At 64.9% G+C, this 16,388-nt stretch carries 16 protein-coding genes and 1 pseudogene; 9 read left to right on the top strand and 8 right to left on the bottom strand.

Annotated features, from left to right (window positions below):
* The 3 genes and pseudogenes from JWQ90_RS11870 to JWQ90_RS11860 form a co-directional block, all read left to right on the top strand.
* Positions 1-365: pseudogene (locus JWQ90_RS11870) on the top strand (hypothetical protein); the annotation flags it as partial.
* 50 nt (positions 366-415) lie between these two features.
* Positions 416-1,900, top strand: coding sequence for an OmpA family protein (locus tag JWQ90_RS11865; protein WP_299693945.1), 1,485 nt, complete (start codon positions 416-418; stop codon positions 1,898-1,900).
* A 177-nt stretch (positions 1,901-2,077) separates the two neighbouring features.
* Positions 2,078-2,782, top strand: a complete 705-nt coding sequence (locus JWQ90_RS11860; RefSeq protein ID WP_299693943.1) for a hypothetical protein — start codon at positions 2,078-2,080, stop codon at positions 2,780-2,782.
* Positions 2,783-2,964: 182 nt separating this feature from the next.
* Here the strand turns inward: JWQ90_RS11860 and JWQ90_RS11855 are convergent, their stop codons facing one another.
* Positions 2,965-3,381, bottom strand: a complete 417-nt coding sequence (locus JWQ90_RS11855; RefSeq protein WP_299693939.1) for a hypothetical protein — start codon at positions 3,379-3,381, stop codon at positions 2,965-2,967.
* A gap of 112 nt (positions 3,382-3,493) precedes the next feature.
* On the opposite strand from JWQ90_RS11855, the gene JWQ90_RS11850 reads away from it, so the two are divergent.
* The 5 genes from JWQ90_RS11850 to JWQ90_RS11830 all read left to right on the top strand — a co-directional run bounded on the left by JWQ90_RS11850 (position 3,494) and on the right by JWQ90_RS11830 (position 8,508).
* Positions 3,494-4,210, top strand: a complete 717-nt coding sequence (locus JWQ90_RS11850; protein ID WP_299693937.1) for a response regulator transcription factor — start codon at positions 3,494-3,496, stop codon at positions 4,208-4,210.
* 161 nt (positions 4,211-4,371) lie between these two features.
* On the top strand, positions 4,372-5,847 hold the full coding sequence (gene rpoN, locus JWQ90_RS11845; RefSeq protein WP_299693935.1) for an RNA polymerase factor sigma-54: 1,476 nt from the start codon (positions 4,372-4,374) through the stop codon (positions 5,845-5,847).
* A 57-nt stretch (positions 5,848-5,904) separates the two neighbouring features.
* Complete coding sequence (locus JWQ90_RS11840) at positions 5,905-6,285, top strand: response regulator transcription factor (protein ID WP_299693932.1); 381 nt, start codon at positions 5,905-5,907, stop codon at positions 6,283-6,285.
* Positions 6,286-6,294: 9 nt separating this feature from the next.
* The gene (locus tag JWQ90_RS11835) at positions 6,295-7,809 is read left to right on the top strand and encodes a sigma-54 dependent transcriptional regulator (RefSeq protein ID WP_299693930.1); all 1,515 of its coding nucleotides are present in this window, start codon (positions 6,295-6,297) and stop codon (positions 7,807-7,809) included.
* 192 nt (positions 7,810-8,001) lie between these two features.
* Complete coding sequence (locus tag JWQ90_RS11830; protein WP_299693927.1) at positions 8,002-8,508, top strand: hypothetical protein; 507 nt, start codon at positions 8,002-8,004, stop codon at positions 8,506-8,508.
* Between the two features lie 18 nt (positions 8,509-8,526).
* Here the strand turns inward: JWQ90_RS11830 and JWQ90_RS11825 are convergent, their stop codons facing one another.
* Genes JWQ90_RS11825 through JWQ90_RS11805 form a run of 5 tightly spaced genes read right to left on the bottom strand, consistent with a single transcriptional unit; the run spans position 8,527 to position 12,094 of the window.
* Complete coding sequence (locus JWQ90_RS11825) at positions 8,527-8,976, bottom strand: hypothetical protein (protein WP_299693924.1); 450 nt, start codon at positions 8,974-8,976, stop codon at positions 8,527-8,529.
* 36 nt (positions 8,977-9,012) lie between these two features.
* Positions 9,013-10,239, bottom strand: a complete 1,227-nt coding sequence (locus JWQ90_RS11820; protein WP_299693922.1) for a beta-ketoacyl-ACP synthase — start codon at positions 10,237-10,239, stop codon at positions 9,013-9,015.
* Complete coding sequence (gene fabG / locus JWQ90_RS11815) at positions 10,239-10,964, bottom strand: 3-oxoacyl-ACP reductase FabG (protein ID WP_299693919.1); 726 nt, start codon at positions 10,962-10,964, stop codon at positions 10,239-10,241. The genes JWQ90_RS11820 and fabG overlap by 1 nt, the downstream gene beginning before the upstream one ends.
* A gap of 39 nt (positions 10,965-11,003) precedes the next feature.
* A complete protein-coding gene (locus JWQ90_RS11810) occupies positions 11,004-11,474 on the bottom strand; it encodes a hypothetical protein (protein ID WP_299693917.1) in 471 nt (156 codons plus the stop codon).
* On the bottom strand, positions 11,471-12,094 hold the full coding sequence (locus JWQ90_RS11805; protein WP_299693915.1) for a DUF3261 domain-containing protein: 624 nt from the start codon (positions 12,092-12,094) through the stop codon (positions 11,471-11,473). The genes JWQ90_RS11810 and JWQ90_RS11805 overlap by 4 nt, the downstream gene beginning before the upstream one ends.
* A 42-nt stretch (positions 12,095-12,136) precedes the next feature.
* On the opposite strand from JWQ90_RS11805, the gene JWQ90_RS11800 reads away from it, so the two are divergent.
* Entirely contained in the window at positions 12,137-13,381 is a 1,245-nt protein-coding gene (locus JWQ90_RS11800; protein ID WP_299693913.1) for a tryptophan 7-halogenase, read from the top strand.
* Here JWQ90_RS11800 and JWQ90_RS11795 read toward each other — a convergent pair.
* The gene (locus JWQ90_RS11795; RefSeq protein WP_299693910.1) at positions 13,378-15,714 is read right to left on the bottom strand and encodes an MMPL family transporter; all 2,337 of its coding nucleotides are present in this window, start codon (positions 15,712-15,714) and stop codon (positions 13,378-13,380) included. The two genes, JWQ90_RS11800 and JWQ90_RS11795, sit on opposite strands and share 4 nt — an antisense overlap.
* A 7-nt stretch (positions 15,715-15,721) precedes the next feature.
* Entirely contained in the window at positions 15,722-16,387 is a 666-nt protein-coding gene (locus JWQ90_RS11790; protein WP_299693908.1) for an outer membrane lipoprotein carrier protein LolA, read from the bottom strand.
* Position 16,388 lies beyond the last annotated feature (1 nt).

The raw sequence follows: 16,388 nt of genomic DNA, 5'->3' as shown, positions 1-16,388 counted from the left end.
ACGCCAGCCGCCATCAGCGGCTGAAAGAACTGGTAGCCAAGAAAATGACCGAGGACAAGGCGACGCTGGCCGAAGGCGAGAAGGCTGCCACCGCGCAAGCAACCGGCGACGCACTAATCAACACCGGCTTGAACTACGTCGGCTATGGCCAGGCCGACAAGGGCATTCCGCTGATTGAGGCGGGCATCAGGAAAGGCGGTATCAAGCTGCTCGATCAGGCCAAGCTGCATCTGGGCTATGCGTATCTGCTGGCTGGCAAGAAAGATCAGGCGCAGAAGGCATTTGCCGGCGTCCAGGGCAACGACGGATCACGTGATCTGGCGCGGCTGTGGACGGTGCAGATGCGAGCCCCCGCAGCGAAATAGGGGTGCGCTCCGAATAAGGTTCATTCGCGGAACAAAGGGAGAGAAACGACATGAAGAAGACCTCTTGGGCCTTGGCCCTGCTCGCAATGCCGATGACGCTGACATCAGCCTGGGCACAGATGGAAGCGACGTCCGAGCCGACGCCGGTTGCCGATCCTGCTGCGCCCGTTGACGCGATACCGCCGACGGAACCGATGGCAGCGACCCCGGCTGAGCCGGCCGCTGAGCCTGCGCTGCCGGCAGAACCGATTGCCACGGCGGCTGCGCCTGCAGCGCCGGCCGCCGCCGCCGCTCCGCCCGCGCCGCCCGTGGCGGAAGCCGCGGCCCCTGCCGACCCGGAAACCTATCCGGACATGAGCAAGCCCGGCAGCGCGATCGCCAAACGTTTCTATGTCGCCCCGATGTTCGACTACAGCTTCGCCGACAGCGACCGCGATGCCGACGATGGACTCGGTGGCCGCTTGATCATCGGCAAGCAGATCGCCCAGGGTTTCCACCTGGAAGTCTCCGGCCTGTACGAGCGCTACAGCGGCAAGGGTTCGGGCAAGGAAGAGCTCACCGGCGGCGGCATTGCCGCGCTGGTGTTTCCGTCCGAGCGCTTCAGCGGTTTCTTCGGCAGTGCCGGCGTCAGCTACGCCAAGGGCAAATCGAGTGTCGCGACCTCGCCGGAAACCGACCAGGACTCGACGGTCTGGGACGTCGGCCTGGGTTATCTGATCGGACCGTGGCGCTGGCTCAATGACGGCAGCCTGCGGCTCGAGGCGCGCTACCAGGCCGACGAGAAGCATGTGCGCGGTGCCGGCAACGATTTCCTCGAGCCGGTATTGTCGGCCGGTCTGCTGATTCCGCTAGGCGCGGCGCCGACACCGCCGTCGCCCAAGGTCGAGCCGGTCGTGGTCGTGCCGGTGGCCGCTCCGGCCGACAGCGACGGCGACGGCGTGACCGACGATAAGGATCAGTGCCCCGGCACGCCGCAAGGCACCGTGGTCAACGCGGTCGGCTGTCCGCTGCCGCCGCCGTGCAAGCCGCCGGAACCCGGCCAGCGCGTCGATCTGTCGGGCTGCGCCGCCGGCGACACGATCGTGTTGCGCGGTGTGAACTTCGAGTTCGACAAGGCGACGCTGACCGTCAACGCCAAGACCATCCTCGACGGTGTCGCCGACGGCCTCGCCGCGGCGCCGGATGTGCACGTCGAAGTCGGCGGACATACCGACTCCAAGGGCAGTGACGAGTACAACCAGAAGCTGTCCGAGCGCCGCGCCGAGTCGGTCCTGCAGTACCTGGCCGGCCGCGGTATCGACGCCGGCCGCATCACCTCGGCCGGTTACGGCGAATCGCAACCGGTGGCGGACAACGAAACCGACGAGGGCCGCGAGCTGAATCGTCGCGTGGAGCTGAAGATCACCGCCGGCGCTTCGCAGGCTACGGTCGCGCCGATGGCACCGTCCGAGGCCACCGCGATCCCGGCGCCGGGCTCCGATCCGTATGCGGTGCCGGGCCAGGCGGAGTCCGCCCAGCCCGCACCGACGCCCTGATGCGTCTGGCCAGCTGTGCCGGTTTGCAGCAACTAGTGAAAATCAAAGCGGCTGTCTCACGCCAGCCGCTTTTCCGACTCAAAGAATTTCACCCCGACCTGCGATTTTGAAAGTCAGATCGTTGGCCATGTGAATCAAGAAACTTACGTTGCGAGCGAAAGACTAAGGAGAGGGGATATGACTGAGCGTGCTCAAACCATCATGATCTGGTGGGGGTTGATCCTCATGGTCATTTACGGCTTCGCCCTGTGGGGCCTGCTCGACATGATGCCGCCACCGCCGGCGACGCTGACCGCAGACGAGGTGGCCGCGTTCTATACCGCCAACAACTTCAAGATCCGCTTGGGTGCGATGGTGACCTCGTGGACCAGTGCCTTTATGGTTCCGTTTTCCGTCGTTGCTGCCGTTCAATTGGCGCGATTGGAAAAGGGCGTTCCGGTCTGGTCGATCCTGCAGTTCGCGGGCGGCATCCTGATGTCGATCTTCCTGGTTTTGCCGCCGATATTTTGGGGCATTGCCGCCTTCAGTCCGGACCGCCCGCCCGAAGTAACCAAGCTGATGCACGAGATCGGCACACTCACACTGGTGACCACGGATCAGTTTTATATTTTTCAGATGGTCGCGATCGTCGTCATCAGCTTGACGCAAAAGGTGGATGCGGATTCACCCTTCCCGCGTTGGATAGGCTATTTCACCGCCTGGGCGGCGTTGATGTTCGAAGTGGGCGCCATCGCTTTCATGCTGAAAAAGGGTCCGTTCTCGTGGAATGGGATTTTCGTTTTCTGGTGTCCGCTGACTATCTTCGGCACATGGGTGACGGTCGTTTCGGTGTCCATGCTGCTGGCAATCGGCCGTCAGCGCCGCCGGGCGAGTGCCTATTGATCGCTACGGAAGTGTCAATCGGCAGCGGAAGCCGGGCTAGTGCGAAGGGAGATCGCCGGCTATACCGTGGAGCCTGCCGCATCGGCGGCCCGGCCCAGCCGCGTGGAGTGGCTATTATCCTGAAGCTCCGGACTTTGCCGCAGGATATTTGCTGACCAACCGCCGCTAAAGCTCGTCAGCCACTACGGACTGCCGCTTTCGGCGAGTTTGGCAATGGCCCAGCCGGCTGCTTCCTGATGAGCCCGGCAGTTCAGCTGGCGCGTCACCATGCCGGACTCGTTACGGGCGCGTACCGCGACTTTGAAACTGTAGTCGCCGTCGGCCTCGGCGACCCAGGGCGTGTTGTCGAGCGGGTCCACGAATTCGGCGGTCGCCGGGTCTTTCAGGCTCTGCATGATCGCGACCCGGCAGGCCGATGCCGCCTTGCGCCGATCGAAAGCGAGCTTGTCGTCGGGGCTACTCGGAACGGGCTCTTCGACTACGACCGGCCCCGATTCGGGTGTCGCTACCTTGATTCCGCGCGGCCAGAAAGCAATTGCCAGCACCGCGACGACCAGCAAGGCAACGATGCCGAACAGCCATTTTATTCCGCCGCTCATGTGAACTCCCTGCAGTGGTCATCTGTAGTTAAGGCCATGTTATTAGCAGCCGCGGCCAGATCGCACCTGAACGCCGCCGCTGTGGTGGCCGCAACAGTCGTGACAGAGTCGTATGATCAGCTTGGCCGAAGGCTGCAGACATAACGGCCGCCGGACCACCCAGCGTCCGAGGAGGAGAACCTTGAAATCGATCCGCGTCGTTCTGGCCGACCCGCAAGTCCTGGTCCGCGCCGGAGTGCGAATGCTGGTGGAGCATTTCCGCGGCATGACGGTGACTGACGACGTGGGCACCGGGCCGGAGTTGCTGGAAATCCTGGCCGAACGGCCGCCGGATATCGTCGTTACCGAAATGAGCCTGGCAGGTGTCAGTGCGATCGACATCGCTCGCCGTATCAACCGCCATCTGCCACAGGTGCGGGTACTGCTGCTGTCGGTGCAGATCGACAACGCCCAGGTGCAAGCGGCGCTGCGCGCCGGGGTGCTCGGTTTCGTTTCCAAGGCCGGATCTCCTGCAGAACTGGAGATCGCGCTGCGCGCGGTGGCCATCGGCAACCCGTATTTGAGCCCGCACCTGGCGCGGTTTGCGATCGACCGCCGCCGCGGTGGCCGCCAAGACGAATCGAGTGTCATTCTTCCGGCGCGTCAGCGCGAAGTGCTGCAACTGCTGGGCCGCGGCAAATCGACCAAGGAGGTCGCGGCGCTGATGGGGCTGTCGGTGAAGACCGTCGAGACCCATCGCTCGCGCCTGATGCAGACATTGGAGCTGAGCAATATCAATGCCTTGATGCACTACGCGGTGCGCCATGAAATGCAGGAGGGGGAGCACTGAAAGCATGTTGTAAAGAACCACTGTGGATCTGTAACGACACGTTTCTGATGTAAGGTTTAGCCTTACATAACGTCAGGCAAACTCCGATGGGCCGATACTGCTTTCGCGGTGACGATGGCGGCCATGGAGACGTTCTTCGTCTCGGTGTGCAGGAGTGAGAAATGAAAAACCTAAGGCCGCAGATGAAGATGCAGGCAGGCCAGTCGCAGGTCATGACCCAGCAGTTGCTGCAGTCGATCCGGCTGCTGCAGCTGACATCTCAGGAGCTGGAAATGGAGGTCCGGCAGGCGCTGGATTCCAACCTGATGCTCGAGGCCGAAGAGACCGACGAAGCCGATACCGGGCCCGGTGAGAGCAGCGTCACTGTGGCGGCCGAAGTCGAGCCGGCTGCACTCGAAGTCAGCGGCGCCGACGCGGGCGCCCACGAGCACGTCGAAGCCGACTTCGACTGGTCCAGCAGCGAGAGCTGGACCGGTGGCGAGCCGGTCGATGAAGACGGCGAATCCGCCGCCTCGCGGGTGCCCGACGCGCTGCCGACCGATCCGCGCCTGATCGTGCTGTCGCAGCTGCAACTCATAGTTTCGGACCTGCGTACCGCCGAGCTGGTAGCCGCTATCATCGACGCAGTCGACGATAGCGGCTACCTCGTCGAGTCCCTGGAAAGCCTGCTCGAACAGTTGCTGGACAAGCAGCCGCCGGCAGATGCGGCCTACACGCTGGCGGAACTCGAAGCCGCGCTGCAACTGGTACAAAGCGTCGAGCCCACCGGTTTCGCGGCGCGCAGCCTGAGTGAATGCCTGAGCTTGCAGCTGCAGGTGCTGCCGCGGCCGACGCCGGGGCGCGCGCTGGCACTGCGCATCGTCAGCGAGCATCTGGCCGAACTGGCGTTGATGACCGAGCACATGTTGGCTGCGGCGGTCGATCACCGCGTCGAGCAGGTTCATCAGGCGCTGGCGCTGATCAAGGCGCTGGATCCCAAGCCCGGCGCGGCCGGCGCGATGCCAGCGCAGGCCGTAGTACCCGAGGTCATCGTGACCGGCCAGCGCGGCGCCTGGAGAGTCGAGCTCAACCCGGGCACGCTGCCGCGCGTGCGCATCAATCGCGGTTACGAGAAGGCGATCGGCGGCGCCGGCCAGCATCGCGCGCTGCGCGATCAGCTGGTCGAGGCTCGCTGGCTGGTGCGCGGTCTGGAAATGCGTCAGGAGACTTTGCTGAAGACCGCCCGCGTGGTGTTCGAGCGCCAGGCCGGTTTCCTCAAATCCGGCGAAGAGGCGATGGCGCCGCTGAACCTGATGGACGTCGCCGAAGCCATTGGCGTCCACGAATCGACCGTTAGTCGTGTCGTTGCCAACAAGTATGCGCTGACGCCTTGGGGAGTCTATCCATTGAAGGCATTCTTCCCGGTACAGATTGCAGGGCGCGATTCAGACACGTCGGGGACAGCGGTAAGAGCGATGATCCGCAAGATCATCGATGCGGAAAACCGCGTGAATCCTTTGTCAGATGGCGATGTCGCGGCCCTGCTGGCGCGTCGCGGAGTGAACGTTGCGCGCCGAACAGTGGCAAAGTATCGGGAGGGAATGCGGATAGCCGCTGCCCCAGCTCGAATGCAGCGGATTCTAGCCGCCGCAGGATGATTGACTACGGCCGCACCGCTATACGAAGGTGTGCCTTATTGATGGACGGAAGCGGACATGAAATTGCGCACCTTGCTCGTCGACGACAACCAGGCTTTCCTGGCGCTGTCCAAACACCTGCTCGCCCCCATGAGCTCGGTCGAAGTGGTCGGCTTCGGCTATGACGGCTTTGACGCGGTGCGTCTGGCCGAGGAACTGCACCCCGATCTGATCATCATGGATCTGGTGATGCCCGGCATGGGGGGCCTGCAGGCGACGCGCCTGATCAAGGCCCAGGAGCGCGCACCGCACATCGTCATCGCCAGCTATTACGACGACGCCGAGCACCGCGAGCATGCGGCGGCGGCCGGGGCCGACGGCTTCGTCGGCAAGAACGCATACGAACACCAGATCGCCCAGTTTCTCTCTGTGCACAGCACTCGGCAGACGACAAGCTGATACTTCGTCATGTCTGAATCGCGCGTACTGATCATCGACAGCGACGCCGAACGCTCGGCAGCGCATGCCGCGATCCTGCAGTTCATCGACTACCGTCCGGTTGAAGTGCGCAGCGCCGCCGAGGTCAAACTGAGCGAGCATCGCCCGCAGGACTGGATCGCGGTCATTCTGGGTAGCGACACCGATTACGAATCGCTGGAGCGCTTCGTCGACTGGCTCAAGCGCGATCGCTATCACCCGCCGCTGCTGGTGCTGCAACCCTATTTCGAGCGCGCCCGCACGCGCTTCGGTCTCGACGAATCCGCACTGCTGCCGGTCGAGGCTCCAGTCAAATACACCCAACTCAACGAACTGCTGCGCCGCGCCGGCCTGCTGCGCATGGATCGAGAGACGGCGGCCGTGCGCCGCTCCGGCCCGACCGGCAATTCCGCGCCGATGCGTCGCGTTCGCCAGATGATCGCCCAGGTCGCGCCGTTTGATTCCACGGTGATGGTGACCGGCGAATCGGGCACAGGCAAGGAAGTCGCCGCGCGAGCGATCCACGATCAATCGTCGCGGCGCGATCATCCCTTCGTCGCGGTGAACTGCGGCGCGATCCCGTCGGAGCTGCTCGAGTCCGAACTGTTCGGTCACGAGAAAGGCGCGTTCACCGGCGCGATCACCGCGCGCAAGGGCCGCTTTGAAATGGCCGACGGCGGCACGCTGTTTCTCGACGAGATCGGCGACATGGCGCTGTCGATGCAGGTCAAGATCCTGCGCGTGCTGCAGGAGCGCACCTTCGAGCGCGTCGGCGGCACCCGCAGCCAGCGCTGCGACGTGCGCATCATCGCGGCCACGCATCGCAACCTCGAAGAGTCGATCATCAAGGGCAGCTTCCGCGAGGACCTGTACTACCGCCTGAACGTGTTCCCGATCGAGATGCCGCCATTGCGCGAGCGTCTCGAGGATCTGCCGCTGCTGATGGACGATCTGGTCAAGGTCATGGAGCGCAATGGTCACGGCCAGGCGCGCCTGCTGCCGGACGCGATCCACGCGCTGCGCTCGTATCACTGGCCCGGCAATGTGCGCGAACTGTCGAATCTGTTCGAGCGCCTCGCGGTGCTGCATCCGGGGCGCGAAGTCAGTGCCGCCGATCTTCCGCGCCAATATCGCGGCGCGGCGGCGGCCGCAGCTGCCCCGCTCGCGATGGCCGCTCCGGCCGTGCGTGAAGAAGGGCGGCCGGCGCCGAACGCCGAGATGATCGCGCTGCAGGCTTCGCGCGCGGCATCGCTGACCGAGCTGCCGCCCGAAGGCATGAACCTGAAAGATCATATCGAAGCCATCGAGATGACCTTGATCCGTCAGGCGCTGGAGAAGTCCGACGGCGTGGTCGCACACGCGGCCAAGCTGCTCAATACGCGTCGCACGACGCTGGTCGAAAAGCTGCGCAAGTACGGCTTGTCACGCGATCTGAGTGACGATGAAGCGTCGGTCGATACCGGTGGCGACAATGCCGAGCGTATAGGGCGCATTCGCAACAACTGATCGGCGCCTGTCAGAATTGTCGCGGTGCTGCCGCACCGGTATCGATAAAAAGGGAAGGGGATGAACGGCTCTAGGACGTTAGGGGCGCTGCTGTCATGCATCGCTCTGTTGTCGGGCTGCGCAGCCGGCAATCGCTATACATATTCGGACGCGCGAGCCAATCCACATTTTTCCGGCAGCGGAGTTGTCGCGGTGACGGCTTTCGACCAGCGCCCTTATGTCGTCTCCGGCGACAAGACGCCGGACTTCGTCGGCCTGCAGCGAAGTCGCTTCGGTATCCCGTTCGACGTGAAGACCGATCAAGGTCAGCCGTTGTCCGATGATTTCACGAGAGTCGTCGTCAACAGTTTGCAGGGCGCCGGTTATCAGGCAGCGGCCTTGCCGGCGGCACCTGGCGACAAGTTGCCGGCCGTAAAAAAACGGCTGCTGCAAAACAGGCCCCGGCGCGCAATGCTGCTGACCATTGACGAATGGAAGAGCGATACCTCGAAGAACGTCGCGCTGTTCTACGATTTGACGCTGTCGGTATCGTCCTCCGACGGCAGCATGCTCGCGCAGAAAACCCTGAAAGGCCGCGACGATCTTGGCGGCACGTTCTTCGGCTCGGGCAAGTACGCCAAGGTCGCCGTGTCCGACGCCTTCGGTCTGAAGATGCAGGCGCTGCTCGACGCGCCGGAGATCGCGCGCGCGCTCAAATGAGCGGCGCGCGCTCAGGCATCAAGGTAACTTGACGACGGTGCCGCGCAGCGCGACGCCGCCGACTACCGAGCCCGCGCCGCATTCGTATTCGGTCTGGCTGGAGAAGTCGTTGTTGCGGTAGACGCTGTGCACGTCGATCACTGCATTGCCGCCTTCCTTTTTCGCGCGCTCCTGCAGCGTCAGCATCGCCGATAGCCAGGCCCATTCGCAGCCCTCCTTGTCGGACTTGTTGAAGAAGTTGGTCTTCTTGTTCGTGGTGTAGGTGCCTAGAGTTTTTTCAGGCGCCGGGTGCGACTGGTCGCCCCAGAAAAACTTTACCGTGCCATCGAGACGTGTGCCCGCCTGATTGGCTTTGGCGGCGTCTTCGATCGGCAGGTTGAGCACGGTGTCCCGGCCGACGGCTGGCAGACTGATGCCGCAGATCGCGATGGTCGCGAGAACAAGGGCTACGCTTCGGGTCGATTTCATCTTGCTTCCTTTCAATGAGTGAACCATTTCCGGTGTTCAGGCCGCGCGGCGGTAAATCAGCGAAGTGTTGATGCCGCCGAACGCGAAGTTGTTTTTCATGATGTATTCGCAGGCAAGCTCGCGACCGCTGCCAATGATGTAGTCGAGCTCGCCGCAGCGCTCGTCGACATTGTGCAGGTTCAGCGTCGGCGCGAACCAGCCGCGGTTCATCATCTCGATCGCCCACCAGCTTTCGATTGCGCCGCAGGCGCCCAGCGTGTGTCCGAGATAGCCTTTCATCGAACTGATCGGCATCTGCTTGCCGAACATTCTCGAGGTCGCCTGGGTTTCGGCGATGTCGCCCTGCTCGGTCGCCGTGCCGTGCGCGGACACGTAGCCGATCACCGACGCCGGCAGCCCGGCATCGGCCAGCGCCATCGTCATCGCCTTCTGCATCGTATTGCTGTTGGGATGCGTCACGTGATCGCCGTCCGAGTTGCTGCCGAAGCCGCAGATCTCGGCCAGGATTCGCGCGCCGCGGGCGAGTGCGTGTTCGCGTTCTTCCAGCACCAGCGTGCCAGCACCTTCGCCGATCACCAGGCCGTCGCGATCGCGGTCGAAAGGCGAGGGCGTGGTCTTGGGTGCGTCGTTGCGGGTGCTGGTGGCGTACAAGGTATCGAATACTGCGGCTTCACTGGGGCAGAGTTCTTCGGCGCCGCCGGCGACCATCAGATCCTGGCGGCCGAACTTGATCGCCTCATAGGCGTAACCGATGCCCTGGCTGCCCGAGGTGCAGGCGCTGGAGGTCGGAATGATCCGACCCTTGAGGCCGAAATGCACGCCGATATTGATCGCCGCGGTGTGCGTCATCATGCGGATGTACGTGGTGGCGTTGATGCCACCCATCTCGCCGGTCTGCAGCATCGAGCCGAAGTCCGAGATCGCGTCGACGCTGCCGGTGCTGGAGCCGTAGGAAACGCCCATGCGGCCGTCGCGGATCAGATCGTCGTGTAACAGGCCGGCGTTATCCAGCGCACGCTCGGTGGCCAGAGTCGCCATCTGCGCGACGCGGCCCATCGTGCGCACCGATTTGCGCGTGTAGTGCGGGGGCAGCGCGAAGTTGCGGATCGGCCCGGCGAGGCGCGTGTTCAGATCGACAAAGCGATCCCACTCGTGCATGCGCTCGACGCCGCTGGCTCCGGCCCGCAGCTGCGGTTCGATCGCGTCCCAGGTGTTGCCTAAAGAAGTGATGCCGGCCATGCCGGTAATGACGACGCGGCGCATCAGCACAGCCCTCCGTTGACCGCGATAACCTGGCGCGTGATGTAGGCTGCGCCTTCCGACAACAAATAGCTGACCAGGCTCGCCACTTCCTCGGGCTCACCGACTCGCCTGGCCGGAATCTGTTTCAGCACTTCGTCGATTGGCGCGTCTTCGATCATGCCGGTGCGGATCAAGCCGGGCGCGACGCAGTTGACGGTGATGCCGCGGCTGGCGAGTTCGATCGCCAGCGCCTTGCTGGCACCGATGATGCCGGCCTTGGCGGCGCTGTAATTGACCTGGCCGCGGTTGCCGATCAGGCCGGAGACCGAGGCCAGAGTGACGATGCGGCCCGGCGCGCGGCGACGCACCATCGGCATGGTCAGCGGCTGCAGCACGTTGTAGAAGCCGTCGAGATTGGTGCGCAGCACCTGATCCCAGTCATCGCCGCTCAGCGCTGGAAACGCGCCGTCGCGGGCCAGGCCGGCGTTGCAGACTACGCCGTACGGCGCGCCATGCTTGGCGACATCCGCGAGCAGCGCGGCGGCGGTAGCGGCGCGGTCGGCTATGTCGAAAGCGAGCGCCCGCGCTTCACCGCCCGCTGCCAGCACAGCCGACAGCGTCGATTGCAGCGCTTCGCCCGGATTTCGGCCGTGCACGATCACGCCGTAGCCGTCCTGCGCCAGCCGCAACGCCACGGCACGCCCGATGCCCCGGCTGGAGCCGGTCACCAGTACCCACTGTTTCATCTTGACTCGTCCCCGGTGAAACGCACGAATGCGCGTGGGTCACCGCCCCAAAAACTCCCCTACGTCCTGCGGCCTGAAAGCTTTGATATCCGCCCAGGCCAGGCGCTGCTCATTATGCTGGATTGCACAGTCGAAAATCGCCAGATCGTTGTCGTCGCGCAGCAGCAATTGTGCGGTGATTCGCAATTCCCAGCCGGCCGCGAAGTGTTCGCAGGCGCTGCGGTAGCGCCGCGACCCGAGCAGGAAGCCGATGCCCGGTGTCACGCCGCGCTGCAACTGCTCGATGCCGCTCCAGGCCGCAGCGGTCTGCGCCATGTATTCGATGCCGGCCCAGGCCGGTACGCCCGCGTCGCCCAGCAACAGGCTGTCGGCGCGGATGCGCACGATAGAGCGCACCCAGTCAGCGCCGTAGTCGTCAATTTCATCCAGCAGCAGCATCCGGCCGCGATGCGGCAGCACCTGCTCGGGCCGATAGCGGCAGCCCGGCACCAGCATCGGTATCCCGCTCACTGCAGCGGCTCCGCCTCGACCGCCAGGCTGTAGCCGAACTGGAAGTTGCTCAGCCAGAAGCGGCCGCGCCAGGGATCACTGCCGGCGTAGTGAACCTCGGCGATCAGGCGCTCGCGATATTTCAAACGGCGCGTGCCGGGCACCGGCTCGCTGACGACCCAGCCGCTACCGGTGGTCGCGGCCTGCCAGGCGGCCAGCGGCCAGTAGACCAGCTGCAGATCAGCAAGGAAGCGTTCCGGCGGAATCGGCGCGGCGATCAGCGGGCTCTGCTCGAGCTTGTTGCCGCTGCTGTCGGAAACCAGGCTGAACAAGCGCTGGCCGGTCGGATTCAGGCCGATCACGGTGATCCGCGCCGCATCAATATCCAGCACGCATTGCAGTGCCGCCTCGCGTTCGCCGAAAGCGGCATGCACAATCTGACGCGAGCGATGCACGGTGTCCAGCGCAGCGGGCGACAGGGTCGGCAGCGGTGCTGCCGGATCAGGGCGTACCGGGGCGCCGATGCAGGCCTGCAACAGCAGTGACAGCAAAAGGACCGGCAGCAGGCCGCGACGCCGGGAGCGCAGCGGCTGCGAGGGACCGCAGAGTCTGAACAATGGGAATGACAGGCTTCGAGTCACGTTGAATATTTTATAAGCCTGAGCACGGGCGCCGGGGATATTGTGTCGGAGATTCTGATTATTGGTGCCGGGCCTGCCGGCGCACTGGCGGCCGTCCACTTGCGGCGGCTCGGGCACGAGGTGCTCGTGCTCGAAAAGCAGCAGTTCCCGCGATTCTCGATCGGCGAGTCGCTGCTGGCGCAGAGTCTGGCCTTGATCGAGCAGGCGGGCCTGCTCGAAGTCGTGCAGGCCGCGGGCTTCCAGTTCAAGAACGGCGCCGCCTTCGCCTGGCAGGATCGGTATGCGGCCTACAATTTTGCACAGAAATCCTCGCCGGGCCCGAGTTACACCTTCCAGGTTCCGCGCGCCGAGTTCGATCACCTGCTGATCCGCGAAGCCGAAAAGCTCGGTGCCGACGTGCGTTTCCGCTGCGAGACCCTGAGCGTCGATTTCAGTGACGAGCGCCCGCGCGTCGGCTGGCGCGACGCGGACGGAGCGCTGCACGAACATTGTCCGCGTTTTGTGCTCGACGCCAGCGGCTTCGCGCGCACGCTGCCGCGGCTGCTGGGTCTGGAATCGCCATCGAACCAGGCGCTGCGGATTGCGCTGTATACGCAGATTCACGATCGCATTCCGGCCGGTGCGTTCGACCGGCAGAAGATTCTGGTCAATGTGCATCCCGAGCATCGCGACGTCTGGTACTGGCTGATCCCGTTCTCCGACGGGCGCTGCTCGATCGGTGTCGTCGGCCCGGCCGCGTTCATGGATGCGCGCAGCGGCAGCCTTGACGAGCGTCTATGGGCGCTGCAGCGCGAAGTCCCGCGGTTGAAGCAGTTGCTGCAGCACGCCGAGCCGGTGTTCGCGGCCGGCGAGCTGCGTGGTTATTCGGCGAACGTCAGTCGCATGGCCGGCCCAGGCTTCGCCCTGCTCGGCAATGCCGCGGAATTTCTCGACCCGGTGTTCTCCAGCGGCGTGACCATCGCGCTGAAGTCGGCCGAACTGGTAGCGCCGCTGGTGTCGCGCCAGCTGTGCGGCGGGACCGTGGACTGGCAGCAGGAGTTCGAAGCGCCGCTGCGCTACGGCGTAGAAACCTTCCGCGCCTTCGTCGATACCTGGTACGACGGCCGGCTGCAGGACATCTTCTTCCACGAGGCCAAGGATACGAAGATCAGCCGCATGATCTGTTCGGTGCTCGCCGGCTACGCCTGGGATCGCGACAATCCTTATACCGGGCCGCTGGCGCTACGCCGGCTGGACGCGCTGGCACGTACCATCCGCCGATCAATCCCAAGCTCGACAGGCGGCTAGGTCTGGTTCGTCGCTGGCCGCTGGCTCAACAGCGCGAACAGATAAGTCAGCAGGATGCCGATCAGCAGCGTCAGACCCAGCGAGCGGATGAAGGGCGTGGCGCTGAAAGCCAGCAGGCCGTAGGACAACACCGTTCCCAGCGTCGACAGACTCAGCGCCAGCAAGGTCGCGCCGCGGGCTTCGCCGGCTTCGCGCAGAAACACCGCGTAATCCACGCCCAGGCCGAGCACCAGGAACAGCGCCAGCACGTTGAACAGGCTGGCGCTGGCGCCGGCCAGACCGAACAGCGACAGCGTCAGCAGCGCCGCGCCGACCGGTACTGCGAGCAGCCGCAGCGCGGTTTTCGCGCCGTAGCGCCAGACCAGGAGCAGGCCGATCAGCGCATAGGCGCCAGCGATCAGCAGCGCGGCGCGTTCCCGGTAGCGTCCGAGCGCGGCGGAGATGTCCGCGACCTTGTCGATGTAGCGTGCGCCGGGCGCGGTGACACTCGCGACCGCGGCCGCGTCGCGGACGCCGACCGGCGCGACCACCGACGCATAACCATCGCCGATGCGTCCCAGCCACAGGCTGCGGAAAGGCTGTGCGATCGGCGTCTGCAGCCAGTCTTCGAGCAGCAGCGGAGCGTCGTTGCCGGTAGCGCCGAAGCGCCGCTGCTGCGCCGCGATCACGTCCGGCGCGAAGCCCAGCTGTGCCAGCAGCCGCGGCGCGATGCCGTTCACCGAGTACAGCTGCGCGGCCACGAGTTCGCGATCGTGGATCTGGCGCTGGGCCGATGGCAGCTCGCGGCTCAGCGCGAGATACGATGCGAGCGCGCCACGCGCAACCAGCGCGTCGAGTGATACGCGCAGCTGTTCTTCCGCGGCGAGTACCGCGCCTGGACTGGCGCCGCGCACCAGGAACACACGGCTGTCCGGCACGTCGCGCAGCAGCTCGCGGACTTCGCGCTCCTGGCGCAGCAGATCCGGCGTCGACGACTGCAGCAATCGCACGTCGTCGGCGAAGTGCAGGCGCCACAGACCGAATACGCCGATCAGCACCGTCGCCAACAGCAGCCAGCGCGACGCGCGCGCGGCCGCGATGCGGCCGACGAGCGTGTCGATGCGCAGCGACACACGCAACAGCAGGGGAGGGTCGAGGCGACGGCCGGCGCGCGCCAGCAGCGGATACCAGCACAGCACCGAAAGGCAGGATGCCAGCAAGCCGACCGCCGAGAAGATCGCCATCTGCCGCAAGCCCGGCAGCGGCGCGAGCGCGAGCGCGGCATAGCCGAGCACGGCGCAGCTCATGCCCATCGCGATGCCGGGGCCGATGTGGCGCATCGCGCGCTGCGGCGTCCAGTGCTGCGGATGGTGGAACTGGTCGGCCAGAAAGTGATTCGAGTAATCGATGCCGACGCCGATCAGGCCGGTACCGAACACCAGGGTGATCAGGTGAATCTTGCCGAATAGGTAGTGGCAGGCAGTGATCGCGGCGAGTGCGCCGCTGCCGAGTACCAGCACCGCGAGCCATAGCGGCCGGATCGATCGAAAAGTCAGCAGCACCATCAGCACGACGCCGATCATCGACAGCGTGCCGACGGTGCCGATTTCGCGCTGCGCCGAGCGTGTCGCCTGCGCGGCGTGCAGCAGCAGGCCGGAGCAGAGCACGGCAACACCGGGCGTCGCGCGTGCTTCCGCCAGCGCCGCGTCGAGCACCGGCATCACCCGATCCTGAGTGTCGCTGGCGAACGGACTGCCGCTGAGTTCGGTACTGACGAGCACATAGCGGGCCTTTTCATTGGACACCATGAGCACGCCGTCCCGCAGAACTGCGGCGCCGATCGGTACCAGCGCCTGGCTCAGAAAATCGCCGAGCAGATTCAGCGGGTCCTGAACGACTGGCAGCGGCCGCAGCGCAGCCGCCGGACCGTAGATCGCACGTAGCGCATCGGCCAGCAGCTGATCGCCTTGCCCGGTTTCGAGTTGCTGCCGAGCGCGTGCCGACAGCAGGCCGTCACGATGCGGCGCGTAGACGCCGGCGACGTCGGTGCCGGCGGCGTCGATCTGCAGGCGAACCTGATCAAAAACCCTGGAATCGCTCAAGCGTTTGGCGAAGACAGCCGCGGCCGCGCGTGCCTGCGCCGCGTCGGGCGCGCCCACCAGGAACAGCGCCTTGCGCGCGACGCCGTCGGAATACACACGCAGTGCCTCGCTGGCCATCGCGTCGTGTTCGGACGCTGGCAGCAAGGCGAGCAGATCGGTTTCGACACGCAGCTTGGGCCGCACATCGGCGAGAAACAACGCCGCCACTGCGAGCATCGCGACGGTCCAGATCCAGAAGCGGAGTTTCAGCATCGCGTGCTCAGCGCGCGAAGTGCCGGCGATCTTCGGGCGTCGGTGCAGGAGCGGTCTGCATGTCCAGGATCGTAATCAGCGTGCGGTCGCCACTGGCGTCATGCATCTCCACGCTCTCGACGGTGGTGGCGCCATCGACCAGCGCCTCGTTGAACACCGCGGACATCGCGGCGCTTTTCGGTTTCAAGCCCAGCTGCCAGTGCTCGCCGGTCTTGATTCCGTAAAGATCGAAATCCGCAGCCAGCGCATCGAGGTCCAGCGAGAACAGGCCGACGAACAGGCGCAGCGCGATCTGCAATGCCGGTTGCTGATCGGACGACAGGCTCATTGCGACACTGCCGGAGTCCTTCTGCATCATGCCGGTACGGCTGAGCACGAATTCGGAGTCGAAGGGCACTCGTGTATGCCAGCTGATGCCGAGATCGCGGGCGAACAGGAAATCGCCGCTCGAGGTCAACGGCGTCGGCAGCTCGCGCAGGAATTTGCGCTGCGAAAAATGCCCGCGCAGCACCGGACTACGGCTCAGTTCGCGCGCCGGCGCCGAAAGCAGTTTCTGCACCGTCGCCGGGTCGGCGCGATGCGCGAACACCGCATCGGCGGCCGTCGCTGTCCCGCCGATGCAGTTGATCCAGGCGGCGAGGCCGATCGCGAGCATCGGGAGCGAGCTTTTCATT

The sequence above is a fragment of the Hydrocarboniphaga sp. genome (assembly GCF_028291725.1).
Classification (GTDB): Bacteria; Pseudomonadota; Gammaproteobacteria; order Nevskiales; family Nevskiaceae; genus Hydrocarboniphaga.
The sequence above is the reverse complement of the archived record's forward strand: the minus strand, read 5'-3'. Positions and strand labels throughout refer to the sequence as shown.